The organism is Enterobacter sp. CM29 (genome assembly GCF_013179605.1).
Lineage (GTDB): Bacteria > Pseudomonadota > Gammaproteobacteria > Enterobacterales > Enterobacteriaceae > Enterobacter > Enterobacter intestinihominis.
In genome coordinates this window covers 51,277-74,652 of sequence record NZ_JABMCU010000003.1, presented here as the reverse complement: position 1 = coordinate 74,652, position 23,376 = coordinate 51,277, and the positions used below count along the sequence as shown (strand labels likewise).

At 56.3% G+C, this 23,376-nt stretch carries 19 protein-coding genes and 1 pseudogene; 12 read left to right on the top strand and 8 right to left on the bottom strand.

Annotated elements, in window-relative coordinates; genetic code table 11:
* Positions 1-169: 169 nt before the first annotated feature.
* Positions 170-1,234 (bottom strand): AI-2E family transporter, encoded by a 1,065-nt coding sequence (locus tag HP459_RS01025; RefSeq protein WP_003860546.1) that lies wholly within the window; start codon positions 1,232-1,234, stop codon positions 170-172.
* Positions 1,235-1,454: 220 nt separating this feature from the next.
* Between HP459_RS01025 and bepA the strand changes: the two genes are divergently transcribed.
* Both bepA and arsC read left to right on the top strand, forming a co-directional pair.
* Entirely contained in the window at positions 1,455-2,918 is a 1,464-nt protein-coding gene (gene bepA / locus HP459_RS01020) for a beta-barrel assembly-enhancing protease (protein ID WP_003860547.1), read from the top strand.
* A gap of 13 nt (positions 2,919-2,931) precedes the next feature.
* The gene (gene arsC, locus HP459_RS01015; protein ID WP_023300673.1) at positions 2,932-3,288 is read left to right on the top strand and encodes an arsenate reductase (glutaredoxin); all 357 of its coding nucleotides are present in this window, start codon (positions 2,932-2,934) and stop codon (positions 3,286-3,288) included.
* Here arsC and HP459_RS01010 read toward each other — a convergent pair.
* The gene (locus tag HP459_RS01010; protein WP_023306682.1) at positions 3,285-4,109 is read right to left on the bottom strand and encodes a hypothetical protein; all 825 of its coding nucleotides are present in this window, start codon (positions 4,107-4,109) and stop codon (positions 3,285-3,287) included. The two genes, arsC and HP459_RS01010, sit on opposite strands and share 4 nt — an antisense overlap.
* A gap of 147 nt (positions 4,110-4,256) precedes the next feature.
* Between HP459_RS01010 and celB the strand changes: the two genes are divergently transcribed.
* Genes celB through HP459_RS00995 form a run of 3 tightly spaced genes read left to right on the top strand, consistent with a single transcriptional unit; the run spans position 4,257 to position 7,954 of the window.
* Positions 4,257-5,576 (top strand): PTS cellobiose transporter subunit IIC, encoded by a 1,320-nt coding sequence (gene celB, locus HP459_RS01005; RefSeq protein WP_126291896.1) that lies wholly within the window; start codon positions 4,257-4,259, stop codon positions 5,574-5,576.
* Positions 5,577-5,579: 3 nt separating this feature from the next.
* Positions 5,580-6,536, top strand: coding sequence for a N(4)-(beta-N-acetylglucosaminyl)-L-asparaginase (locus tag HP459_RS01000; protein ID WP_171935828.1), 957 nt, complete (start codon positions 5,580-5,582; stop codon positions 6,534-6,536).
* Positions 6,536-7,954 carry a M17 family metallopeptidase gene (locus tag HP459_RS00995; protein WP_171935829.1) on the top strand — a complete coding sequence of 473 codons (1,419 nt, stop codon included), beginning with the start codon at positions 6,536-6,538 and terminating at the stop codon, positions 7,952-7,954. The genes HP459_RS01000 and HP459_RS00995 overlap by 1 nt, the downstream gene beginning before the upstream one ends.
* A gap of 76 nt (positions 7,955-8,030) precedes the next feature.
* On the opposite strand, the gene HP459_RS00990 is transcribed toward HP459_RS00995, so the two are convergent.
* The 4 genes from HP459_RS00990 to HP459_RS00975 form a co-directional block, all read right to left on the bottom strand.
* A complete protein-coding gene (locus tag HP459_RS00990) occupies positions 8,031-8,732 on the bottom strand; it encodes a DnaA inactivator Hda (RefSeq protein WP_211482948.1) in 702 nt (233 codons plus the stop codon).
* 97 nt (positions 8,733-8,829) lie between these two features.
* Positions 8,830-10,119: a uracil permease gene (gene uraA / locus HP459_RS00985; protein WP_171935827.1), complete on the bottom strand. Its 1,290-nt coding sequence runs from the start codon at positions 10,117-10,119 to the stop codon at positions 8,830-8,832.
* A gap of 82 nt (positions 10,120-10,201) precedes the next feature.
* Positions 10,202-10,828: a uracil phosphoribosyltransferase gene (gene upp, locus HP459_RS00980; RefSeq protein ID WP_022648979.1), complete on the bottom strand. Its 627-nt coding sequence runs from the start codon at positions 10,826-10,828 to the stop codon at positions 10,202-10,204.
* 217 nt (positions 10,829-11,045) lie between these two features.
* Positions 11,046-12,476 carry a 6-phospho-beta-glucosidase gene (locus HP459_RS00975; RefSeq protein WP_058676995.1) on the bottom strand — a complete coding sequence of 477 codons (1,431 nt, stop codon included), beginning with the start codon at positions 12,474-12,476 and terminating at the stop codon, positions 11,046-11,048.
* Between the two features lie 266 nt (positions 12,477-12,742).
* On the opposite strand from HP459_RS00975, the gene purM reads away from it, so the two are divergent.
* From purM to ppx, 4 genes are all read left to right on the top strand, one after another.
* A complete protein-coding gene (purM, locus tag HP459_RS00970; RefSeq protein ID WP_023300680.1) occupies positions 12,743-13,780 on the top strand; it encodes a phosphoribosylformylglycinamidine cyclo-ligase in 1,038 nt (345 codons plus the stop codon).
* Positions 13,777-14,418, top strand: coding sequence for a phosphoribosylglycinamide formyltransferase (gene purN, locus HP459_RS00965; protein ID WP_023300681.1), 642 nt, complete (start codon positions 13,777-13,779; stop codon positions 14,416-14,418). The genes purM and purN overlap by 4 nt, the downstream gene beginning before the upstream one ends.
* Before the next feature lie 204 nt (positions 14,419-14,622).
* Positions 14,623-16,683: a polyphosphate kinase 1 gene (ppk1, locus tag HP459_RS00960; protein ID WP_006811494.1), complete on the top strand. Its 2,061-nt coding sequence runs from the start codon at positions 14,623-14,625 to the stop codon at positions 16,681-16,683.
* Between the two features lie 3 nt (positions 16,684-16,686).
* Entirely contained in the window at positions 16,687-18,225 is a 1,539-nt protein-coding gene (gene ppx, locus HP459_RS00955) for an exopolyphosphatase (protein WP_003860570.1), read from the top strand.
* Here the strand turns inward: ppx and HP459_RS00950 are convergent.
* Positions 18,173-20,470: an EAL domain-containing protein gene (locus tag HP459_RS00950; protein WP_058646175.1), complete on the bottom strand. Its 2,298-nt coding sequence runs from the start codon at positions 20,468-20,470 to the stop codon at positions 18,173-18,175. The two genes, ppx and HP459_RS00950, sit on opposite strands and share 53 nt — an antisense overlap.
* Positions 20,471-20,838: 368 nt before the next feature.
* Here HP459_RS00950 and HP459_RS00945 point away from each other — a divergent pair, with 368 nt between their 5' ends.
* The 3 genes and pseudogenes from HP459_RS00945 to HP459_RS00935 all read left to right on the top strand — a co-directional run bounded on the left by HP459_RS00945 (position 20,839) and on the right by HP459_RS00935 (position 22,389).
* Positions 20,839-21,009 carry a YfgG family protein gene (locus HP459_RS00945; protein WP_017383512.1) on the top strand — a complete coding sequence of 57 codons (171 nt, stop codon included), beginning with the start codon at positions 20,839-20,841 and terminating at the stop codon, positions 21,007-21,009.
* Positions 21,010-21,165: 156 nt separating this feature from the next.
* Positions 21,166-21,633 (top strand): DUF6130 family protein, encoded by a 468-nt coding sequence (locus HP459_RS00940; RefSeq protein WP_048966869.1) that lies wholly within the window; start codon positions 21,166-21,168, stop codon positions 21,631-21,633.
* Positions 21,634-21,643: 10 nt separating this feature from the next.
* Positions 21,644-22,389: pseudogene (locus tag HP459_RS00935) on the top strand (alpha/beta fold hydrolase).
* 129 nt (positions 22,390-22,518) lie between these two features.
* On the opposite strand, the gene HP459_RS00930 reads toward HP459_RS00935, so the two are convergent.
* Positions 22,519-23,355, bottom strand: a complete 837-nt coding sequence (locus HP459_RS00930) for a MipA/OmpV family protein (protein ID WP_108367197.1) — start codon at positions 23,353-23,355, stop codon at positions 22,519-22,521.
* Positions 23,356-23,376 lie beyond the last annotated feature (21 nt).

The following is a 23,376-nucleotide window of genomic DNA, read 5'->3' as shown; positions in this document are numbered from 1 at the left end:
CGCCCCGGCCTGCAGGAAACGCCTCAGCGATTTACAGCCGGACCAGAGCATCGCTGACAGCCCTCAGTCATTTAGAAAGCAACTTTATTGCTTCTGCATAAAAAAATTACTGGGGATCCCTCAGCCCCGTGGGAGAGGGTTGGGGTGAGGGCATCAGCCCGCACTAAATCTACTTCTCTTCCACCGCCGGCACATCCGGCCACGCGTGGACCACGGCTTTAATCAGCGTCGCCAGCGGAATGGCGAAGAACACGCCCCAGAATCCCCACAGCCCGCCGAAAATCACCACTGACAGGATAATCACCAGCGGATGCAGGTTAACTGCTTCTGAGAACAGCACCGGTACCAGCAGGTTCCCGTCCAGTCCCTGAATAATCAGGTATACGGCGAAACAGCTCCAGAACTCCGTACCCAGACCAAACTGGAACAGCGCCACACCGACTACCGGAATGGTCACCACAAACGCGCCGATATACGGGATCAGAACCGAGAATCCGACCAACACCGCCAGCAGCAGCGAGTAGTTCAGCCCGAAAATCACGAAGCCAATCCAGGTCGCCACGCCCACCACAATCATCTCCAGCACTTTACCGCGAATGTAGTTGGTGATCTGCTGGTTCATCTCCTGCCAGACCTGTCCTGCGAGACCGCGATTGCGCGGCAGCACGCGGCGCACCGCATTCAGCATCTGCTCTTTATCTTTGACCAGGAAAAACACCATTAACGGCACGAGAACAAGGTAAACCGCCAGCGTCAGCAACCCCACCAGCGAGGCCAGAGAGTATTTCACCACCGAGTCACCCATGGTCATGATGCGGGCGCGCATGTTTTCGGCCATCGCATCGATGATCCCGGCGTCCATCAGCGCAGGATAGCGGCGCGGCAGCGTGGCGGCAAAATCAGACAGTTTATTCAGCATGCCGGGCATGTCGCGGATCAGGTAGATCCCCTGTTGCCAGGCGATGGGCATCACCACGAAGGACATCAGCAGCAGAATGCCGACAAACAGCACCAGGACAATGCTGGTCGCCCAGCGTCGGGAACAGCCGATATGTTCCAGACGCGCGGTGGGCCACTCCAGCAGATACGCCAGCACAATTGCCACCAGAAGCGGTGCCAACAGGCCACTAAAGAAGAACAGGATACCGAATCCGGCAACCAGAATGACCAGCAAAGCAATGGCTTCCGGATCGCTAAACCGACGCCGATACCACTGCATTAACATTTCGAGCATACAACCCTTCCCTGAATCGAATGGCGGGAGTGAGACGGTGAATTGTATCTAACTGTCACAAAAAAGACTTTCCTTTTTGTTTCACTGTCAGGTTTCGCAAAACCCTGATGAATGGGATTTTCTTCATCTCTTAACACGGCTACACTCGCAGAGCAGCGGAGATGAACGTTATGCGGGTTCATCGGTCAAATTAGCACATCCAACATACAGGACAGTGGTTATGTTCAGGCAGTTGAGAAAAACACTGGTTGCGACACTGATTGCCGCCGTGACGGTGGGTCAGGTGTTGCCCGCTTTCGCTGACTCGTCCGATTCATTGCCGGACATGGGCACCACGGCAGGAAGCACGCTCTCCATCGGGCAGGAGATGCAGATGGGTGATTATTACGTACGCCAGCTGCGCGGCAGTGCTCCGCTGATTAACGACCCTTTGCTGGTGCAGTACATCAACGGTCTGGGGATGCGACTGGTGGCGCACGCAGACTCGGTAAAAACGCCCTTCCACTTCTATTTAATCAATAACGACGAAATCAACGCCTTCGCCTTCTTTGGCGGGAACGTGGTGCTGCATTCGGCGTTGTTCCGTTATTCCGATAACGAAAGCCAGCTGGCGTCCGTCATGGCGCACGAAATTTCGCACGTCACCCAGCGCCATCTGGCGCGTGCGATGGAAGATCAGAAGCGTAACGCCCCCCTGACCTGGGTGGGCGCGCTGGGCTCTATTCTGCTGGCGATGGCCAGCCCGCAGGCCGGGATGGCGGCGCTTACCGGGACGCTGGCGGGGACGCGTCAGGGGATGATCAGCTTTACCCAGCAGAACGAGCAGGAAGCAGACCGCATCGGCATTCAGGTTTTACAGCGTTCCGGCTTTGACCCGCAGGCCATGCCGAGCTTCCTGGAAAAACTGCTCGACCAGGCACGCTACTCGTCGCGCCCGCCTGAAATTCTGTTGACCCACCCGTTGCCGGAAAGCCGTCTCTCGGATGCGCGTAACCGTGCTAACCAGATGCGTCCGGTCGTCGTGCAGTCCTCGCAGGATTTCTACATGGCCAAAGTGAGAACGCTTGGCATGTACAACTCCGGACGTAATCAGCTCACCAGCGATCTGCTGGACGCGCTGGCGAAAGGCAACGTGCGCGAGAAGAACGCCGCGCAGTATGGTCAGGCACTCCAGGCGATGGAAGCAAGCAAGTACGATGAAGCGCGTAAAGCGCTACAGCCGCTGCTGGCGTCGGCGCCTGACAATCCGTGGTATCTCGACCTCGCAACCGATATCGATTTAGGACAGAAAAAAGCGACCGATGCGATCAACCGTCTGAAAGGGGCGAAAGACATTCGCAACAATCCGGTATTGCAGCTAAACCTGGCGAACGCCTACTTACAGGGCGGCCAGCCCGGCGAGGCGGTGACCATTCTGAACCGCTATACCTTTAACAATAAAGATGACCAGAACGGCTGGGAGCTGCTCGCCCAGGCCCAGGGGCAACTGGGTAATCGCGATCAGGAGCTGGCCGCGCGTGCGGAAGGTCTGGCGCTAGCGGGCCGCCTCGATCAGGCCATATCCCTGCTAAGCAGCGCCAGCTCACAGGTGAAGCTCGGCAGCCTGCAACAGGCCCGCTACGATGCGCGAATCGACCAGCTGCGTGGCCTGCAACAACGTTTTAAGCCGTACGAGAAGATGTAATAAAGGAGAAGTCATGACAGACGCGGTAAAAATTTACCATAACCCTCGCTGCTCCAAGAGCCGCGAGACTCTGAATCTGCTGAAGTCTAACGACATCGAGCCGGAGGTGGTGTTGTATCTGGAGACGCCCCCGGACGCGCAGACGATCCGCCAGCTGCTGAAGATGCTGAACATGGGCAGCGCACGCGAGCTGATGCGTCAGAAAGAAGATCTGTATAAATCGCTCAATCTGAACGATACCAGTCTCACTGAAGATCGGCTGATTCAGGCGATGGTCGACAATCCAAAGCTGATTGAGCGCCCGATTGTCGTGGCGAACGGCAAGGCGCGTATCGGCCGTCCACCGGAAGACGTACTCGGGATCGTCTAATCGTTACGCCGCAGCGCTTCCAGAAACGCCTGCGGCGTACTCTCCCCCAGCTTTTTCTGCGCTTTTCCCCGGTTGAAAAATTCACACAACTGGATCAACAGTTCTCCCGCCGGTTCACTATTCACGCGCGGAATGATCTCACGTAACGGCACGGTGACCTGAAGGGCAAGATAATACTGTGAATGCACTTTTACGGTGACGTTATGCTCCGGCAAGTTCACTGCCAGCCCAAAAGTCTCAATAGATTGAATATCAGCCGGACAGGCAGCCAGCACCTCGTTCGTCCAGCGGGTCAGCAACTGCGGCGAGACACCGGCATAAAGCCGGGCGTAGCACCAGCCGCTGACGGGTTCACGCGCCCAGAGCAGGTGTTGCTCCCCACCGTCGTCCATATGCAGCGATAGCGGCTGATGATGCAGAAGTAGCTTCTGCGGCATGATACCGGCCTTCAGCGCCTTTTTGCCCTGCAACGACGCCCCCTTTTGTCTTACCGAAGCCGGTTTGAGGTAGCGGTTCAGGGTCGCGCGGGAAACGGCGATCCCGAGTCCGTCATTCACCAGCAGCAGCAGTTCATCCAGCGGTGCCCCAGTGATATCCCGCAGGGCATTTATCAGTGCCGCCTGCTCTTGTCTCAATGCTTTGTGTATCACTTTTGGCGTTGTGTGGTTATCCGAAACCTGGTCGCGGTTGCGCCAGCGCCTGACGGTGGTGACCGAGATCCCCAGTTCAACAGCTAGCTCTCTGTCGCTTTTATCTGACTGCTGAAGATAGCGACGGATACGCGGTGTGGTGGTGGCGTTAGCATGCAGTTTGATTTCCATCGCGTCCCTCTCCGCAACTAATCTCATGAGATTTATAGTAGAACAGCGAATGCTTTGTGACCGATTTCACCTTTCGCTCGCCGCGCTTCACTGATAATCCACAGACATAACATAAACAACACCTCTCAATCTTGTACGGAGTTCACAATGAACAATGTTCTGGGATTTCTTGAAGCAAAACTGATGCCGCTGGCGGCGAAAACGGCCCAGCAGCGTCATCTTGGGGCCATTCGTGGGGCCTACGTTTCATTCATGCCGTTTATCATCGTCGGCTCCATCCTGCTGGTGATCTCCTCCTTCCCGAATCAGGCCTATCAGCAGTTTATGTCTCAGGCCTTTGGTGAGAGCTGGAGTGCGATTATAGAGATTCCATTCAACGCGGTATTCTCAACCATGTCGCTGTTTATCAGCTTCCTGGTGGCCTACCGCCTGGCTGAGCATTATGGCGAGGACCGCATCTCCTGCGGCATCCTGGCGCTGGTCGCCTTCCTGATCCTGACGCCCTTTATCAAAGTGGCGGAAAACGGCGGCATTACCGTGATGCCGGTGGAGTGGATTGGCAGCAAAGGGTTGTTTGTGGCGATGATCGGTTCCCTGCTGTGGACGGAACTGTTCTGCTGGCTGAAGCGCAAAAAGCTGGTCATCAAAATGCCGGACGGGGTACCTCCGGCGGTGCAGGAGTCGTTCGCGGCGCTGATCCCGGCCCTGCTGGTGATGATTCTGGTGCTTATTATCCGCATCATATTTGAAAACACCCACTACCACACCATCCACCAGTTTATTTATGAAGTGGTTGCCACCCCGGTGCGCCACTACGGCACCTCTTATTTCGGTGCGCTGATGACCGTATTCAGTATCACCATTCTGTGGTCAGTGGGCATTAACTCCGGTTCGATGATCAACGGCATTATTCGCCCGCTGTGGATGGAAAACCAGACCGACAACATCGCCGCGATCCAGGCGGGAACGACGCCGCCGCACATCATCACCGAACAGTTTTTTGACATGATCTGGATGGGCGGCGCGGGGGCCACGCTGTCGCTGGTGATAGCGATGCTGATTTTCGCCCGCAGCAAAAACATGCGAGAGGTGGCGCGCCTCGGCGCAGGAGCCTCAGTGTTTAACATCAACGAACCGATCCTGTTTGGCCTGCCGGTGATCATGAACCCGATCATGCTCATCCCGTTTAATCTGGTGCCGCTGGTGCTGGTCACCGTGCAGTATGCGGCGATGAAAATTGGCGCGGTCGCCGTCACCACCGGGGTGTTTATTCCCTGGACCCTGCCGCCGGTTATCAGCGGCTTTATCGTCACCGGGCACCTGAGCGGCAGCGTGATGCAGCTGATCAACCTGCTGATTGGCGCCATGCTGTACCTGCCTTTCATGCGTATCGTGGATAAACAGTACCGCGCCGCGGAGCTGACTATTGCTACGCAACCCGACACCACCCTTGCAAAACAGGAGTAAAGCATGTGGGGAATTATCGCAACCTGGCGAATGGCACTTGAATGGGTAACGGAATCCGCGTCTGCCCTGGCGGCGGGAAAACCGGTCGCTTCGGCGGTGGTCGATGCCGTCGCTGCCGTGGAAGACTTTCCGCTGTATAAATCCGTCGGCTACGGTGGCCTGCCGACCGAAAACGGCGAGGTGGAGCTGGACGCGGCCTATATGGACGGCGACACGCTGGCGTTCGGCGCCGTGGGGAATCTGGTGGATATCGCCAACCCGGTGCGCGTGGCGCACGCGCTCAGCCGTCAACGCTATAACAGCCTGCTGGTCGGCCAGGGCGCGCGCGAATGGGCGCTGAGCCAGGGCTTTGCCGACAAAACTATGCTCACGGATCGCGCCATGCAGCACTACCGCAAGCGCTGCCGCGAAACGCTGGATAAGGGGTTAAGCCCCTACGACGGACATGACACCGTCGGCATCATTGGCCTTGATAAACAGGGTTCGATGAGCGTCGCCACCTCCACCAGTGGCCTGTTTATGAAAAAACGCGGTCGCCTCGGTGACTCACCCATCATCGGCTCCGGCTTTTACTGCGACAGCGAAACCGGCGCGGCCACCGCCACAGGCGTCGGTGAAGACCTGATGAAGGGCTGTACCAGCTACGAAATCGTTCGCCGGATGGCGCAAGGGATGACGCCGCAGCAGGCGGCGGATTCAGTCGTATTCGAACTGGAAGACAAGCTGATGTCGCGCTTCGGTCGCGCGGGCGATCTCTCCGTGGTGTGCATGAACAACCAGGGCGAATTTGGCGCCGCGACTAACATAAAAACCTTCTCGTTCGTGGTGGCGACGGCTCGCCAGCCCCTCACCGTTTTTCGTACTGAACGCCTGCGGGAGAAAACGCACTATCACGCGGTAGATGAGGAGTGGATGCAGGCCTATGCCGCACGGATCCGCGCGCCGATTGAGGAATCATGATGATCACTTACCAGTTTATCAACGCGCTTTCAGACGCGAAGCCGAACAGCCATTTGATTGCGCGCGCTGACAGTTCCCTGTTACCGGAAAGCGCTCTTGTCGCTGAAATGCGCCAGCAGAGCACCGTCGCGGACGCTCGCTTTGGCTGCGCGCCGTTTGCGCGCATTACTCTGTTGCCGGACACGATCTGGCATGACGCCCTGACCGAAGGGTTGCTCACCGCCCTGCGACCGCTGCTTACCGCCCCCGCCAGCGCCGAACTCGTGCTGGACGTGACGGATATCGACGATGTGGTGCTGGCGCAGGTGCTGCGTTTTCTCTTTAATCAGGCGCACAGGCTCAGTGACCTGAAGCTGAAGAAGACGAACGAAGCGGTGCGTCTTACCTGCATCACTGCCCTCTGCCTGCCGGAACAGCAGGCGAAGCTGGAGACGACCTTCCGCCAGCAGCAGGCCATTGCGCTCGGCATGATCGCGGCGCGACGTCTGGCGGATATGCCGTCCGACCGCTGCACGCCGCAGTTTGTGGTGGAAGAGGCGCAAAAACTGTGTGCCGCCAGCCCTGCCCTGCGCTGCGAGGTGCTGCACGAAAAAGATATTGCTGAGCAGGGTCTTGGACTGCTGCACGCCGTTGGCAAAGGGGCGACCTGCCCGCCGCGTCTGCTGGCTATTCATTATGATGGTGCCAACGACGGCCCGATGCGCTGCTACGTGGGAAAAGGCATTACCTTTGACACCGGCGGCCTGTGGCTGAAGGAAGGCGCGGGCATGTACACCATGAAATATGACATGTGCGGCGCGGCCAACGTACTGGGGCTGATGCTGACCGTTGCGGAGCTGAAATTACCCGTGCGCATCATGGGCGTGCTGGCGCTGGCGGAAAACGCCATCGGCCCCGACGCCATGCAGCCCGGCACGGTGGCAACAGCCTGTAACGGAACCACCGTTGAAATCAATAATACCGATGCCGAGGGCCGGCTGGTGCTGGCTGACGCCATTGCCTGGGCCAGCCAGCGGTACCCGCAGGCCCGCTACATCATTGATATGGCGACTTTAACGGGCGCAGTGGTGAAAGCGCTGGGGTATGAGCTGAGCGGGCTGATGACCCAGGATGAACCGCTGCGCGCCGCGTTGACGCAGGCAGGTAAACGGAGCGGTGACGAGGTGTGGTCTCTGCCGCTGGACGCACGGCTGAAAAAGCAGACCGACAGCGCGATTGCCGATCTGTGCAATACGCCGACTAACAATGCGGCGATAAGCGCCTCGGCGGCGTGGCTGCTGCATCACTTCTGTCCGCCGGCGATCCCCTGGGCACATCTGGATATCAGCGGGACGGCGCTGTGGCGTGAGAACGGCAGAAGCGTGGCGTCGGGAAGACCGATTCCGCTGCTGGTTGAGCACCTGATGGGGGATCTTTAGCCCGATGGCGCTGCGCTTACCGGGCCTACGGGTGCCATATGTAGGCCGGGTAAGGCGCAGCCGCCACCCGGCATAACTACAGCTTAAGAATATCTTTCACAAACGGAATGGTCAGCTTGCGCTGGGCGGTGATGGAGGCGCGATCGAGCTGATCGAGCGTATCAAAGAGCGTGCGCATCTCCCGATCCAGACGCTTGAGCAGGAAGCGCCCTACGTCTTCCGGCAGTTCAAATCCGCGCAGTCTGGCGCGCAACTGAAGTGCCTGGAGTTTGTCTTCATCCGACAGCGGTTGCAGCTTGTAGATTTGCCCCCAGTCCAGACGAGACGCCAGATCCGGCAGCCCCAGATTGAGCTGACGCGGCGGACGATCGCCGGTGATCAGCAGCCGGGTTTTGCCCGACTCCAGAATGCGGTTGTAGAGGTTAAAGATCGCCATTTCCCACGGCTCGTCTCCCGCCACGCATTCAATATTATCGATGCAGACCAGGGAGAGATGTTCCATGCCCTCCAGCACTTCAGGCACAAACCAGGTGCGTTTATCCAGCGGCACATAGCCTACCGCGTCACCGCGCGCCGAAAGTTCCGCACAGGCGGCATGCAGCAGGTGGCTGCGTCCCGCGCCTTCGCGTGACCAGATATAGATGTATCCGCTGTGTTCCTGGCGCAGCACGTTTTGCAGTGCAGCCAGTAAAGAGGGGTTATCACCCGGCCAGAAACTCGCGAAAGTTTCGTCGTCAGGGAGATAAAGTGGCAGAGAGAGCTGTGCCGGTCCGTTCAGAAATACCTCAACCAGAGATCTTACATAAAATCGGAATGGAGTTTAACACGGAACCAGCAAGGAGAGAACCGGGCGGATCGTCCGCCCGGTTAAAGGATCAATGTGGTGCTTTTTCGCTATCGTCAGCGTCCAGGATTTCTTCTTCCGGACGAATGACCGAGATCAGCTTGAAAATCAGGCTCAGGCCCACGCCGACGATGGTCGCCAGCGCCATACCCTTCAGCTCTGCCGCGCCGATGTGCACCTTCGCGCCGCTCACGCCGATGATCAGGATAACGGAGGTCAGGATCAGGTTCTGCGCCTTGCTGTAATCCACTTTGGATTCAATCAGCACGCGAATACCGGACGCACCGATCACCCCATACAGCAGCAGGGAAACGCCGCCCATCACCGGAACCGGGATAATCTGGATCGCCGCCGCCAGTTTGCCGACGCAGGAGAGCAGAATAGCGATGATCGCCGCGCCGCCGATAACCCAGGTGCTGTAGACGCGGGTGATCGCCATTACGCCGATGTTCTCCCCGTAAGTGGTGTTAGGCGTGGAGCCGAAGAAACCGGAGATGATGGTGGAGAAACCGTTGGCAAACATGGAGCGATGCAGGCCCGGGTCGCGGATCAGGTCACGCTTCACGATGTTCGCCGTCACCACCAGGTGGCCAACGTGCTCAGCAATCACCACCAGTGCAGCAGGCAGAATGGTGAAGATAGCAAACCATTCGAAGCGTGGGGTGTAGAAGGTCGGCAGCGCGAACCAGTGTGCCTCGGCAATCGGTGTGGTATCCACAACGCCCATCACGAAGGAGAGCGCGTAACCCGCCAGCACGCCGATCAGGATCGGGATAATCGCCATAAAGCCGCGGAACAGGACGGAACCGAAAACCGTCACGCCCAGCGTCACCAGCGAAATAATAATGGTTTTAGAATCCGGTGACTGACCGTCCGCAGGCAGCAGCCCAGCCATGTTCGCCGCGACACCCGCCAGTTCCAGGCCGATGACGGCAACGATTGCCCCCATTGCCGCAGGCGGGAACATCACGTCCAGCCAGCTGGTACCCGCTTTCTTCACGATGAAGGAGACCAGGCAGAACAGCACGCCGCACATGATAAAGCCGCCCAGCGCGACCTCGTAACCCAGCGGCAGCAACAGCAGTACCGGGGAGATAAACGCGAAGCTCGACCCGAGATAGGCCGGGATTTTGCCTTTACAGATGAAGAGGTAAAGCAGCGTACCGATGCCGTTAAACAGCAGCACGGTAGCCGGGTTAATGTGAAACAGGATTGGCACCAGCACGGTTGCGCCAAACATGGCGAACAGGTGCTGCAAACTAAGCGGGATTGTCTGTAAAAGCGGCGGTCTTTCACTCACCCCGATAGCACGGCGCGTCATAGTGTTTTCCTCTGAGTGTCATTGTTGGTTTTTATTCAAAAAAAAGCCGACTATCAAAGTCGGCTTCTTTATCGTTATTCGATTATTTAGTCCCAAAAATCTTATCGCCGGCATCGCCGAGCCCCGGGATGATGTACCCGTGCTCGTTCAGTCCCTGGTCGACAGACGCGGTATAGAGTTCAACGTCCGGGTGCGCTTTTTCCAGCGCCGCGATACCTTCCGGCGCCGCGACCAGCACCAGCACTTTGATGCTGCTGCAGCCTGCTTGTTTCAGCAGGTCAATGGTGGCGATCATCGAACCACCGGTCGCCAGCATCGGGTCAACTACCAGCGCCATACGCTCATCAATGTTAGAGACCAGCTTCTGGAAGTATGGGACCGGCTCAAGCGTCTCTTCGTTACGGTAGATACCTACCACGCTGATACGCGCGCTTGGGACGTGCTCCAGCACGCCTTCCATCATGCCCAGACCCGCACGCAGGATTGGCACCACGGTAATTTTTTTACCTTTGATCTGCTCAACCTGTACCGGGCCGTTCCAGCCTTCGATGGTCACTTTTTCCGTTTCCAGATCAGAGGTCGCTTCGTAGGTCAGCAGGCTACCCACTTCAGAAGCCAGTTCGCGAAAACGCTTCGTGCTGATGTCATGCTCACGCATCAGGCCCAACTTGTGTTTAACGAGTGGGTGTTTCACTTCCACAATCTTCATTCTCTTTCTCCTCTGAGGTGGCATCCGCAAAAAAATCGCGGGATTATACCGCTTTTTTCGGATTGCGCCATACCCATGTTGCTTGATGTACATCAATCAAAAACAAAAAAGCCGGAGGCTGGGCTCCGGTTTGGGTGCGGGGTCTTGCCCGGTGGCGCTGCGCTTACGCGGGCCTACGTGTAGTGTAGGTCGGGTAAGCGTTAGCGCCACCCGACAATTACAGGTTATCGCCGTTGCTCGCAATCACCTGCTTATACCAGTCGAACGATTTCTTCTTGCTGCGGTTCAGCGTGCCGTTACCTTCGTTATCTTTATCGACAAAGATAAAACCGTAGCGTTTCTTCATCTCGCCAGTGCCGGCAGAGACCAGGTCGATACAGCCCCACGGGGTATAGCCCATCAGATCCACGCCGTCTTCCACCACCGCTTTTTTCATCTCGCGGATGTGGGCGGAAAGGTAGTCGATGCGGTACTGGTCGTTCACCGTGCCGTCGCTCTCCAGCACGTCGATCGCGCCAAAGCCGTTTTCCACAATAAACAGCGGCAGCTGATAGTGATCCCAGAACCAGTTCAGAGAGTAGCGCAGCCCGACAGGATCGATCTGCCAGCCCCAGTCCGATTTCTGCACGTACGGGTTAGAAACCAGGCTCTTGCTCTCGTCATAATCCAGCGTCGGATTATCCGCCGTCGCTTTGGTGGCGAACGACATGTAGTAGCTGAACCCGATGTAATCCACGCAGCCCTGCGTCAGCGCCACTTTATCTTCTTCGGTGATATCCAGCGCGAAGCCGCGACGTTCAAAGTAGTTGAGCAGATGCTGCGGATACTTGCCGCGCACGTGAACGTCGGTGAACCAGTAGCGGCGATGCATGGCGTTCATCGCCATCATCATGTCGTCCGGGGCACAGGTCAGCGGATAGATGGGGCACATGGCAATCATGCAGCCGATATGCAGTGACGGGTTGATCTCACGCCCCGCTTTCACCGCCAGGGCGCTGGCCACCAGCTCATAGTGCGCCGCCTGGAACATCACCGGCTCGCGATCTTCTCCCGGGGCATATTTCAGCCCGGAGTTGGTAAACGGCGCAAAGTCTTCGTGAAAGTTGGCCTGGTTATTGATCTCGTTAAAGGTCATCCAGTACTTCACTTTATGCTGATAGCGCTCAAAAACGACCTTCGCGAAGCGGACAAAGAAGTCGATCAGCTTACGGTTACGCCAGCCGCCGTATTCCGTTACCAGGTGGAAAGGCATCTCGAAGTGGGAAAGCGTGATCACCGGCTCGATGCCGTGCTTCAGGCACTCGTCGAAAAGATCGTCATAGAATTTGAGTCCCGCTTCGTTCGGCTCGAGCTCGTCGCCTTTCGGGAAGATACGCGTCCAGGCAATGGAGGTGCGGAAGCATTTGAACCCCATCTCGGCAAAGAGTTTGATGTCTTCTTTATAGCGGTGGTAAAAGTCGATGGCTTCGTGGTTTGGGTAATTTTTCCCCTCCAGCACGCCGTTGGTGATTTCACGCGGTACCCCGTGGGCGCCTGCCGTCATGACATCGGCAACGCTCACGCCCTTGCCGCCCTCTTTCCAGCCGCCTTCAAGCTGGTGCGCCGCAACGGCCCCACCCCACAGAAAACCTGCTTTAAATCCTGACATTCGCTTTCCCTCATTCTGCGTTATTTTCTGCAAAAACAGTTACAGAAACCGGTTTCATTTTGATGATGTGCAAAGGGGATAGCCGTTGCAAGCAGATCGCCGAAACCGGTTTCATTTTCGTGAACGGAATCAAGTTTGTTGCCCTGGACAGTCCGCACAGAAAAAAAGATCCCCGCGCCGAGAATAGGCTCGCAAACGTTTGCCTGGACTGTTAGAATTGCGCCGATTTTTCTTACTAGCTATGCAATCGCGTGGGGATTTAAGCCGTGACCAACAAAACTTCTCTCAGCTACAAAGATGCCGGTGTTGATATTGACGCAGGTAATGCGCTGGTTGACCGAATCAAAGGTGTGGTGAAAAAAACCCGCCGCCCGGAAGTGATGGGTGGCCTGGGTGGATTCGGCGCACTGTGCGCGCTGCCGCAAAAATATCGTGAACCTGTGCTGGTCTCGGGTACGGATGGTGTCGGTACAAAACTGCGCCTGGCGATGGATCTTAAGCGTCACGATACGATTGGTATTGATCTGGTGGCGATGTGCGTCAACGACCTGGTGGTACAGGGCGCTGAGCCGCTGTTCTTCCTGGATTACTACGCGACCGGCAAGCTGGATGTGGATACCGCAGCCAGCGTCATTAACGGTATCGCCGAAGGCTGTCTGCAATCCGGCTGTGCGCTGGTCGGCGGTGAAACCGCTGAAATGCCTGGCATGTATCACGGAGAAGATTATGACGTCGCAGGCTTCTGCGTCGGCGTGGTAGAAAAATCAGAAATTATCGACGGCAGCAAAGTGGCTGACGGCGATGTGCTGGTTGCGCTGGCCTCCAGCGGTCCGCACTCCAACGGCTACTCTCTGGTGCGTAAGATCCTCGAAGTGAGCGGTTGCGACCCGCTGACCACCGAGCTGGACGGCAAACCGCTGGCCGATCACCTGCTGGCCCCGACCCGCATCTACGTGAAAAACGTGCTTGAGCTGATTGAGAACGTTGACGTGCACGCCATCGCTCACCTTACCGGCGGCGGCTTCTGGGAAAACATTCCGCGCGTGCTGCCGGACAATACCCAGGCGGTGATCGACGCCTCCTCATGGCAGTGGCCGTCCGTCTTCAACTGGCTGCAAACCGCAGGCAACGTGAGCGAGCATGAAATGTACCGCACCTTTAACTGCGGCGTAGGTATGGTTATCGCCCTGCCCGCCAGCGAAGCGGATAAAGCGGTTAAGCTGCTGACAGAAAAAGGTGAAAACGCGTGGAAAATCGGTACGATTAAAGCTTCCGATTCCGAACAGCGTGTGGTCATTGAATGAAAAACATCGTGGTGCTCATTTCCGGCAACGGAAGCAATTTGCAGGCAATCATAGACGCCTGCAAACAGAAGAAAATCAATGGCACCATTCGGGCAGTATTCAGCAACAAGGCCGATGCGTTCGGCCTTGAGCGCGCGCGGGAAGCGAACATTCCTGCGCACGCGCTGGAAGCCAGCCAGTTCGCCGGGCGTGAAGCCTTTGACCGTGAGCTGGTGCAGGAGATTGACGCCTACGCGCCTGACGTGGTGGTGTTGGCGGGCTACATGCGTATCCTGAGCCCGGCCTTCGTCGCGCATTACAACGGACGTTTGCTGAATATTCACCCTTCTCTTCTGCCGAAATATCCTGGCCTGCATACCCATCGTCAGGTGCTGGAGAACGGCGATGAGGAGCATGGGACCTCCGTGCATTTCGTTACCGACGAGCTGGACGGCGGTCCGGTCATTTTGCAGGCAAAAGTACCGGTCTTTGACGGTGACAACGAAGACGACGTGACGGAACGTGTACAGGCTCAGGAACACGCCATTTATCCGCTGGTGGTAAGCTGGTTTGTTGACGGCCGTCTTGAGATGCGCGACGGTGCCGCCTGGCTGGACGGCGTGAAGTTACCCCCGCAGGGTCATGCGGCTGAAGAGTAGTTTGTTCTGTCGGGTGGCGCTGCGCTTACCCGACCTACATATTGCATTACCCGATATTCCCTTCTCCAACCCCCTAAAATCCCCAACAAAAAAAATAACTGTCATACTTTTCTGGCACTGTTGGACATATCGTGGAAATGCTCGCCATAATAAGGACGAGACGGATTTACCACGTCCTGTGATTGAACTGGAGTGTGAGCTGTAATGGGTCAGGAAAAGTTATATATCGAGAAAGAGCTAAGCTGGTTAGCATTCAACGAACGTGTACTTCAGGAAGCGGCCGATAAAAGCAACCCGCTGATTGAGCGTATGCGTTTTTTAGGCATCTATTCCAACAATCTGGATGAGTTCTACAAGGTTCGCTTCGCCGAACTGAAACGCCGAATCATCATCAGCGAAGAACAGGGCTTGAACTCCCACTCGCGGCATCTGCTTGGAAAAATCCAGTCTCGCGTCATGAAAGCCGATCAGGAATTTGATGGCCTCTATAACGAGCTGCTGCTGGAAATGGCACGCAACCAAATCTTCCTGATCAACGAACGCCAGCTCTCCGCGAATCAGCAAAACTGGCTGCGCCACTATTTCAAACACTATCTGCGCCAGCATATCACCCCGATTCTGATCAACCGTGAAACCGATCTGGTGCAGTTCCTGAAAGATGATTACACCTATCTGGCGGTAGAAATCATTCGTGGTGAGACCATTAACTACGCGCTGCTGGAAATACCGTCTGATAAAGTCCCGCGCTTTGTAAATCTGCCGCCGGAAACCCCGCGCCGACGTAAGCCGATGATCCTGCTGGATAACATTCTGCGCTACTGTCTGGACGATATCTTCAAAGGTTTCTTCGATTACGACGCGCTCAACGCCTACTCGATGAAGATGACCCGTGACGCCGAGTACGATCTGGTGCATGAGATGGAGGCCAGCCTGATGGAGCTGATGTCTTCCAGCCTCAAGCAGCGCCTGACGGCAGAGCCGGTGCGTTTTGTCTATCAGCGCGATATGCCGGACGCGATGGTGGAGATGCTGCGCGATAAGCTGACCATCTCCCGCTACGACTCCATAATCCCCGGTGGGCGTTACCACAACTTTAAAGATTTCATTGGCTTCCCGAACGTCGGCAAAGCCAATCTGGTAAACAAACCGCTGCCGCGCCTGCGCCATATCTGGTTCGATAAATTCCGCAACGGGTTCGATGCCATCCGCGAGCGGGATGTGCTGCTCTACTATCCGTATCACACCTTTGAACACGTGCTGGAATTGCTGCGTCAGGCCTCGTTCGATCCGAACGTGCTGGCGATTAAAATCAACATTTATCGCGTGGCGAAAGATTCCCGCATCATCGATGCGATGATCCACGCGGCGCACAACGGCAAGAAAGTGACCGTGGTGGTTGAGCTCCAGGCTCGCTTCGACGAAGAGGCCAACATCCACTGGGCACGCCGACTGACGGAAGCGGGCGTGCACGTCATCTTCTCCGCGCCGGGGCTGAAAATTCACGCCAAGTTGTTCCTGATCTCCCGTAAAGAGGGCGACGACGTGGTGCGCTACGCCCATATCGGTACCGGGAACTTTAACGAGAAAACCGCGCGTATTTACACCGACTATTCGCTGCTGACTGCCGATGCCCGCATCACCAACGAAGTGCGTCGGGTGTTCAACTTCATTGAGAACCCGTACCGCCCGGTGAGCTTCGATTATCTGCTGGTGTCGCCGCAGAACTCACGGCGCCTGCTGTACGATATGATCGACAAAGAGATTGCCAATGCGCAGAACGGCTTGTCGTCCGGCATCACGCTGAAGCTCAACAATCTGGTGGACAAAGGCCTGGTGGATCGCCTGTATGCGGCCTCCAGCTCCGGCGTTCCGGTAAATCTGCTCATTCGCGGCATGTGCTCGCTCATTCCGGAACTGGAAGGCATCAGCGACAACATCCGCGTGATCAGCATTGTGGATCGCTATCTTGAACACGATCGCGTCTATATTTTCGATAACGCCGGTGATAAGCGCGTATACCTCTCGTCCGCCGACTGGATGACGCGTAACATTGATTACCGTATTGAAGTGGCGGCACCGCTGCTGGATCCTCGCCTGAAGCAGCGTATCCTGGACATTATCGAGATCCTGTTCAGCGATACGGTGAAAGCACGTTATATCGACAAAGAACTCAGTAATCGCTATGTACCGCGCGGCAATCGCCGTAAAGTGCGGTCACAGTTGGCGATTTACGATTACATCAAATCACTTGAGCAACCCGATTAACCTATGCCAATAAACGATAATACCCCACGCCCGCAGGAGTTCGCTGCGGTCGATCTTGGCTCAAACAGTTTCCATATGGTCATCGCCCGCGAGGTGGATGGCGCGATGCAGATCATCGGTCGTCTGAAGCAGCGCGTGCATCTGGCCGATGGGCTCGACGCGCGTAACATGCTGAGCGAAGAGGCAATGGAGCGCGGGCTTAACTGCCTGTCGCTGTTCGCAGAACGTCTGCAAGGCTTTTCGCCGTCCAGCGTCTGCATCGTCGGGACGCATACGCTACGCCAGGCGCTGAACGCGCCGGAATTTCTTAAGCGCGCGGAAAAGGTTATCCCCTACCCGATTGAGATCATCTCTGGTAACGAAGAAGCGCGCCTGATTTTTATGGGCGTGGAGCATACGCAGCCGGAAAAAGGCCGCAAGCTGGTGATTGATATCGGCGGAGGCTCAACCGAACTGGTGATTGGCGAAGATTTCGAGCCGCGTCTGGTTGAAAGCCGCCGTATGGGCTGCGTCAGCTTCGCGCAAATGTATTTTCCGGGCGGCGTCATCACCCGCGAAAACTTCCAGCGCGCGCGCATGGCCGCCGTGCAAAAACTGGAAAATCTGGCCTGGCAGTATCGTATTCAGGGCTGGAACGTGGCGCTGGGCGCATCGGGGTCGATTAAAGCGGCCCATGAAGTGCTGCTGGCGATGGGTGAAAAGGACGGGTTTATTACGCCTGAGCGCCTGGTGAAACTCACCGAAGAGGTGCTTAAGCACAAGAGCTTCGACGCCCTGAGTCTGCCGGGCTTGTCCGACGAGCGTAAAGCGGTGTTCGTACCGGGGCTGGCGATCCTCTGCGGCGTGTTTGACGCGCTGGCGATCAAAGAGCTGCGCCTCTCTGACGGCGCCCTGCGCGAAGGTGTGCTGTATGAGATGGAAGGCCGTTTCCGTCATCAGGATATTCGCAGCCGCACCGCGCAGAGCCTTGCCAACCAGTACAATATCGACCGCGAACAGGCGAAACGGGTGCTGGAAACCACGGTTCAGATGTACGAGCAGTGGGAGGAGCAGAATCCAAAGCTGGCGCATCCGCAGCTGGCCGCGCTGTTAAAATGGGCCGCGATGCTGCATGAGGTGGGGCTGAACATTAACCACAGCGGAATGCATCGCCATTCAGCCTATATTCTGCAAAATAGCGATCTGCCTGGCTTCAACCAGGAGCAGCAAACCATGATGGCGACGCTGGTGCGCTATCACCGCAAAGCCATCAAGCTCGACGATCTGCCGCGCTTTACGCTATTTAAGAAAAAGCAGTTCCTGCCACTCATTCAGCTTCTGCGCCTGGGCGTGCTGCTCAATAATCAGCGACAGGCGACCACCACGCCGCCGACACTGAAGCTTAAAACGGATGACTATCACTGGACGCTGAGCTTCCCGCACGACTGGTTTAGCCAGAACGCGCTGGTGCTGCTGGATCTGGAAAAAGAGCAGCAGTACTGGGAAGCGGTCACCGGCTGGCTGTTGAAGATTGAAGAAGAGAGTTCTGAGGCGGCAGCGTAACGGCTAAGGCGTTCTCCTGAGAAGGCTGTGTTTCGAGCAACGTATCAAGCTCAACTGGCAATCCAATCAAGTAGCCCTGCACATAATCGATACCTAGCGCGTGCACCGCGCTACGTATCTCTTCTGTTTCCACACATTCTGCCACCACCAGCATTTTCTTCATCCGGGCCAGATGGCAAATGGATGCCACGATCTGGTAATCCAGGCTGTTGCTGACAATATTGCGAATAAAGCCGCCGTCGATTTTGAGAATGTCGGCGTCCACGCTTTTTAACCGCGCATAGCTGGCGTAGCCGGTGCCAAAATCATCAATGGCGATCCGTATTCCCATTTTTTGCAATTGCCTGAGGGTGGATGCCGCCAGATCCGCATGACCAAAGGCGCTACTTTCGGTCACTTCAAAGATCAGCTGCCATGCTTCAACGGCATATCTGGCTAACAGGCGGCTCACTTCAAGCGGGAACTGCGCCCGGTAGACGGTAGAAGGTGCGAGGTTGATGGCAAAGCGCTGGCCCGGCAAACGCTGGCGGTGCTGTGCCAGGAAACTCAACGTACGCTCCAGTACCCATAAATCGACACGCGACGATAAACCAAACTCCTGTGCTATGGGCAGGAACTGCTCGGGAAAGATCAGCGCCCCGTTATCATCACGCATTCGCAGCAGCACTTCGTGGTAATGATCGCCGCGCAGGCCGCGAACGGGCTGAACTAACAGGCTAAAAGCGTTCTGCTCCAGCGCTGTCTGCAAACGGCTCATCATCGCCACCTTATCTTTCAGGCTACGCTGCAAGTGAACAGCCCCGCGCTGCTGAAGATTTTCCGGGTGATTCGTTGAGAGGGAGAGGTCAGCCACGATGCCCAGTTCCCCCAGCACCAGATAGAGGTGATTGACGGGTGAGCGTACATAGCAGTAGCTCACGCCAACCTGAGGCTGCACCGGCATACCATCCCAGATAAAAACAAACTGCTTAATATGCTCGTCCAGCGTCTCAATGCGCTGTTGATGCGACTCCGCCTCCAGTCGCACCGCCATGTCATATCCGGTGAGGTGATAGACTTGCTCTTTTGGCTGAAGGGTGCCATTTATCCATTGCGCCAGCTGCTGCTTATACTGGATCCGTAGCAGTACGCCGTAATTACGCCCCAGCACTTCCAGCTCGGGCACGCGCAGTAAACAGAGCGCCGACCAGGGGTTACTGGCCAGCTCTCGCGACAGCGCCCGCAGGTTGGGCATATGCACCACCGGATCGAGAAAAGCCTGACTGCGGGAGCGAATATTGATGGTCCGCTGGCGTGTCGCCAGCATCGACATGTACGTCACAACGAAGGAAAAGACCAGATAGCTGGATGAGGTGATCGCCAGCTGAATGCCATAACCCCCCTGCACCGGAATGTAGTGATAAAAAAAGTGAATCGACACCAGCAGGACCGGCGTCCAGATGATTGACATCAGCTTGTAGCCAAAGCGCATCGCCCCCCAGAGCATCACGGGCATCAGCAGTGACAAAGTGTAGTTGGTGCTGAAAATGGAACTGTTTTCATTCATGGGCAGCAGCAGCATGGCCAGCAACCCACCCAGAGCTAAAAACCACACCACAAACTCAACGGCCGTAACCTTTTTGTCTATTTGCGTGCGGAGCTGGGACATCAGTCCCTTGATATAGCGCGGATGACGTATCAGGCGGATCAGCAGGTAGCTTAGCGGCACACCCGTCAGCCCGCTCACCAGCAGCCCCTGATAGTTAATAAGGGTCCGAATATTGAGGGGATTCAATCCTGCAAGGCTCTGGCGGCTCTCATAGACCCCGAGATAAACCGCAAACTGAAATAGCACCAGAAAAAGCGTTGCCGGGCAAAACACCTGCCAGAAGATACGTTGCCCCATCAGGCGTATGTCACCGTAAGCGGTCATATTGCGTCGGGGCGCAAACACGCGGTAACCGCCCCAGCTGAGCACCAGGGGAACGATAAAATGCAGAATGCCGGTCACGGTTTCAAACAGCCCAACGGACGGGTAATAACGTAAAAACAACGACACCACCACTCCGGGAAGGGCTTCCAGGCCAAAGAACAACATCAGCGTCAGCAGAAAGGAGAGCGGGAGATAATAGAGCGCAACGATACCGTCGCCCAGCTGCGTTAAGGTATTAGCCACACTAAGCACCGGGAGTAACACGACGGGTAATATAAGAGGAAGTGCCCACCAGCGGTCTTTATTTTGCTTCAGGATGTGGTGAATATTCATAGATGCTCGTTTACAACCCTTGCGCTCCAGAGGGTAAATGAAGACAGGCATCCAACCTGACGTACACGATGCCCGGAAAATTCCTGGCAAGCACAGTGGAGGTGGGATTTTAAATATCAACGACGAGATGCCGTTGACCTAAATCAAATTAATTTATCTGAATAAACATTTCTTACGTTTTATTTGAATATTTTTCCTGTAATTATCAATGCGATAAATAAAAGCGTTGTTTTTAATAACATAAATTAATGTAAGCATTGACGGTATTTTACATTTCGCTGAATTGACCCCGACTTGCGGCTGTGCCTTAATAGCCGTATCGCCCAAAAGGGTATACTCAGGAAAAGAAAGTGAGTCAGGCTACGCGTATGCGAAAACGACATCGATTTAACACCCGGATGACCCGCATCATACTGCTCATCAGTTTCCTGTTTTTCTTTGGCCGCTTTGTTTATTCCTCCATTGGCGCCTGGTATCACCATCAGGACAAAATTCAGTCGCAGCAATCAGGTCTTGTAGTGGATTCGCCCGAGCGCTAAAGCGTGTTCGCTCCAGGCAGACAAACTGTATCGCACTGTATCCCGAGCGCTACGCTGACAAACCGGTACAAAACGCCCGCAAAAGCAAACATCCCCGATACATAAAAATGGTCTTCTGTGTCCCTCGCCATAATAAACTGATGAGGAGAGCCACAGATGATTCGTCGATATTTCCTGCTTCCTGTATTTGCGCTGACGTCCTTTGCTGGCGCACTGGCCGCACCGTTGGATGGCCTGAGCGCCGCTGATGTTAATGGCCCGGCCGCCGTAGCGCCGCAGGAAAAACCCCAGCCGCCAGCAAAACTGATCGTCGACCCACCGCTGGCGGGACCGCTGAGTAAAGGTGCGGTCTTTATTCAGTACCGCGTCGAAAACCTGCGCATTGAACCTGTATTTGGACCCGACGCGCTGAAAGTCACTCCGCGTATCGGCCATATTCACGTAGTGGTGGATGACGCGCCCTGGCACTGGGCTGAAACCAGCGGCGAGCCGGTGATCCTGGTCGGGCTGCCCGCCGGGAAACACAAGGTAACCATCATCGTTGCCGACCCGACGCATAAGCCCATCGACCATAAAACCGTTGAATTCACCGTACCGCCCCACGCGGCGGTTCATCACTTTTAAGGAGCCTGTTATGCAAGCATTGTCTGTATTAACAGCGGCGCTGCTGGCGGTTTCCACCAGCGCGCTGGCAGAGACGAAAGCCAGCGTGGTGCTGGTGCACGGGGCGTTTGCCGACGGGAGCAGCTGGAATAAGGTGATCACCCGGCTGCAAAAACACCATACCGAGGTCATTGCGGTACAACTTCCGCTCACGTCTCTGAAAGATGATGTCGCCGCCACGCAGCGTGCTATTGCCCGGGCTCATGGGGATGTGGTGCTGGTCGGTCACTCCTGGGGCGGGACGGTAATCAGCGAGGCGGGAAACAATGCCCGCTGAAGTCACTGGTTTACGTTGCCGCTTTTGCGCCGGATTCCGGCCAGTCGACGGCAGAACTGGCAAATAGCTTCCCTGATCCGCCAGGGAGCGCCAGCCTCGCTAAAACGGCAGAGGGGTATTTATATCTGCCGACAAAAGCGGTCAGCGAGAATTTTGCCCCTGACGTGAAGGACGTTGAGCGCAGCGTGATTGCCGCGACGCAGAGCCCCATTAAGGCCAATGCGTTTGGGGAGAAAGTCGCGCATGCCGCCTGGCATGACAAACCGAGCTGGTATGTGGTCAGCAAAAATGACCGGATGATCAATCCTGAGCTTGAGCGCGCAATGGCGAAGAAAATCAACGCCAACACCACGGAGGTTGCGGCAAGCCATGTATCGATGGTCAGCCAGCCGGACGTTGTTACCCGTACGATTGAACAGGCGTTATCGGGTCAACAGTGATAAAAAAGCCCGCATGATGAACGGTCCGACTTCGGGCCACGCCATCCTACGGGCTTTATGTACTTCCGGCTCCTGTAACGGGGTTATGTGCGGTTTTGTCACAAACGCGCCTTCGCCCTCACTGAACCATCAGAAGCTATACGTCACCTTCAAACTTCCCACAGGAGACGTTTTTCGCTGAACAATGGGGCTATCGCCCGCCTCTCCCGTCAGCTGCGTAACGCCAGCTGCGGCAAGCAGGCTCCAGCGGGAGGTGAGCTTATGGGTCCAGTCCAGGTTCAGCGAATAGGCGTATATGCCCGATCCGGCATCATGTCGGGCAAATCCCGATGCGGCCGACTGGGCGGCGCTGACCCCGTAGTACGTTTGCATGTACTTGCTGGATCCCCAGCTACCGGTCAGCGCCAGCGTCACCGAGTTTTCAGGAGAGGTGTAGAGCGGGCTGGCAATGCCGAAGTGCACAGCCTCACCGTTGTCTCTTTCCGAAACCGGGACCTCAGCCTGCAGCTGCACGTTAAGCCAGTCAGTTATCCTGTACCCCAGCCCCGGCACAACGACGGCCGAGCCTTTGATGTCACCCATCCCCCGCAGGTAGTCGCTGCCGGAGGCGATTGAATCGCTGCTTACGTCGCGATCCTTACGTCCTGCGCGATAGCTCAGCGCAGCGCTGTAATCCAGGTTGCCAACGCGGTTGCCGTAGCCGAGCCCGCGGGTGGTACTGATAAAGAACCCATTTGCCATCGCGTAATCAACCACCTGAGCCGCAGTAACGCGGCTCTTATCCGAACCGGAATAGCGTGGCGCAACATCCACGCCGCCCCCCAGGGTTAACACGTTGCCCTGGCGCTGCCCGGCCGCCAGCGCCGGGGTAGCCAGTAACGCCAGGACGGCCCCCGACAGGATGCTTTTCACGCTGCGACCGATGAGTGAACGGGGGAACCTGTGACGCAGTTTGCAGTTTCTCATTAAAGAAGCCCTTTTGGATTC

What these genes read in the sequence shown, in the direction of transcription:
- HP459_RS01025 (WP_003860546.1), bottom strand. Translation starts at nt 1,234, where the DNA reads ATGCTCGAAATGTTAATGCAGTGGTATCGGCGTCGGTTTAGCGATCCG.
- bepA (WP_003860547.1), top strand. Translation starts at nt 1,455, where the DNA reads ATGTTCAGGCAGTTGAGAAAAACACTGGTTGCGACACTGATTGCCGCC.
- arsC (WP_023300673.1), top strand. Translation starts at nt 2,932, where the DNA reads ATGACAGACGCGGTAAAAATTTACCATAACCCTCGCTGCTCCAAGAGC.
- HP459_RS01010 (WP_023306682.1), bottom strand. Translation starts at nt 4,109, where the DNA reads ATGGAAATCAAACTGCATGCTAACGCCACCACCACACCGCGTATCCGT.
- celB (WP_126291896.1), top strand. Translation starts at nt 4,257, where the DNA reads ATGAACAATGTTCTGGGATTTCTTGAAGCAAAACTGATGCCGCTGGCG.
- HP459_RS01000 (WP_171935828.1), top strand. Translation starts at nt 5,580, where the DNA reads ATGTGGGGAATTATCGCAACCTGGCGAATGGCACTTGAATGGGTAACG.
- HP459_RS00995 (WP_171935829.1), top strand. Translation starts at nt 6,536, where the DNA reads ATGATCACTTACCAGTTTATCAACGCGCTTTCAGACGCGAAGCCGAAC.
- uraA (WP_171935827.1), bottom strand. Translation starts at nt 10,119, where the DNA reads ATGACGCGCCGTGCTATCGGGGTGAGTGAAAGACCGCCGCTTTTACAG.
- upp (WP_022648979.1), bottom strand. Translation starts at nt 10,828, where the DNA reads ATGAAGATTGTGGAAGTGAAACACCCACTCGTTAAACACAAGTTGGGC.
- HP459_RS00975 (WP_058676995.1), bottom strand. Translation starts at nt 12,476, where the DNA reads ATGTCAGGATTTAAAGCAGGTTTTCTGTGGGGTGGGGCCGTTGCGGCG.
- purN (WP_023300681.1), top strand. Translation starts at nt 13,777, where the DNA reads ATGAAAAACATCGTGGTGCTCATTTCCGGCAACGGAAGCAATTTGCAG.
- ppk1 (WP_006811494.1), top strand. Translation starts at nt 14,623, where the DNA reads ATGGGTCAGGAAAAGTTATATATCGAGAAAGAGCTAAGCTGGTTAGCA.
- ppx (WP_003860570.1), top strand. Translation starts at nt 16,687, where the DNA reads ATGCCAATAAACGATAATACCCCACGCCCGCAGGAGTTCGCTGCGGTC.
- HP459_RS00950 (WP_058646175.1), bottom strand. Translation starts at nt 20,470, where the DNA reads ATGAATATTCACCACATCCTGAAGCAAAATAAAGACCGCTGGTGGGCA.
- HP459_RS00945 (WP_017383512.1), top strand. Translation starts at nt 20,839, where the DNA reads ATGCGAAAACGACATCGATTTAACACCCGGATGACCCGCATCATACTG.
- HP459_RS00940 (WP_048966869.1), top strand. Translation starts at nt 21,166, where the DNA reads ATGATTCGTCGATATTTCCTGCTTCCTGTATTTGCGCTGACGTCCTTT.
- HP459_RS00930 (WP_108367197.1), bottom strand. Translation starts at nt 23,355, where the DNA reads ATGAGAAACTGCAAACTGCGTCACAGGTTCCCCCGTTCACTCATCGGT.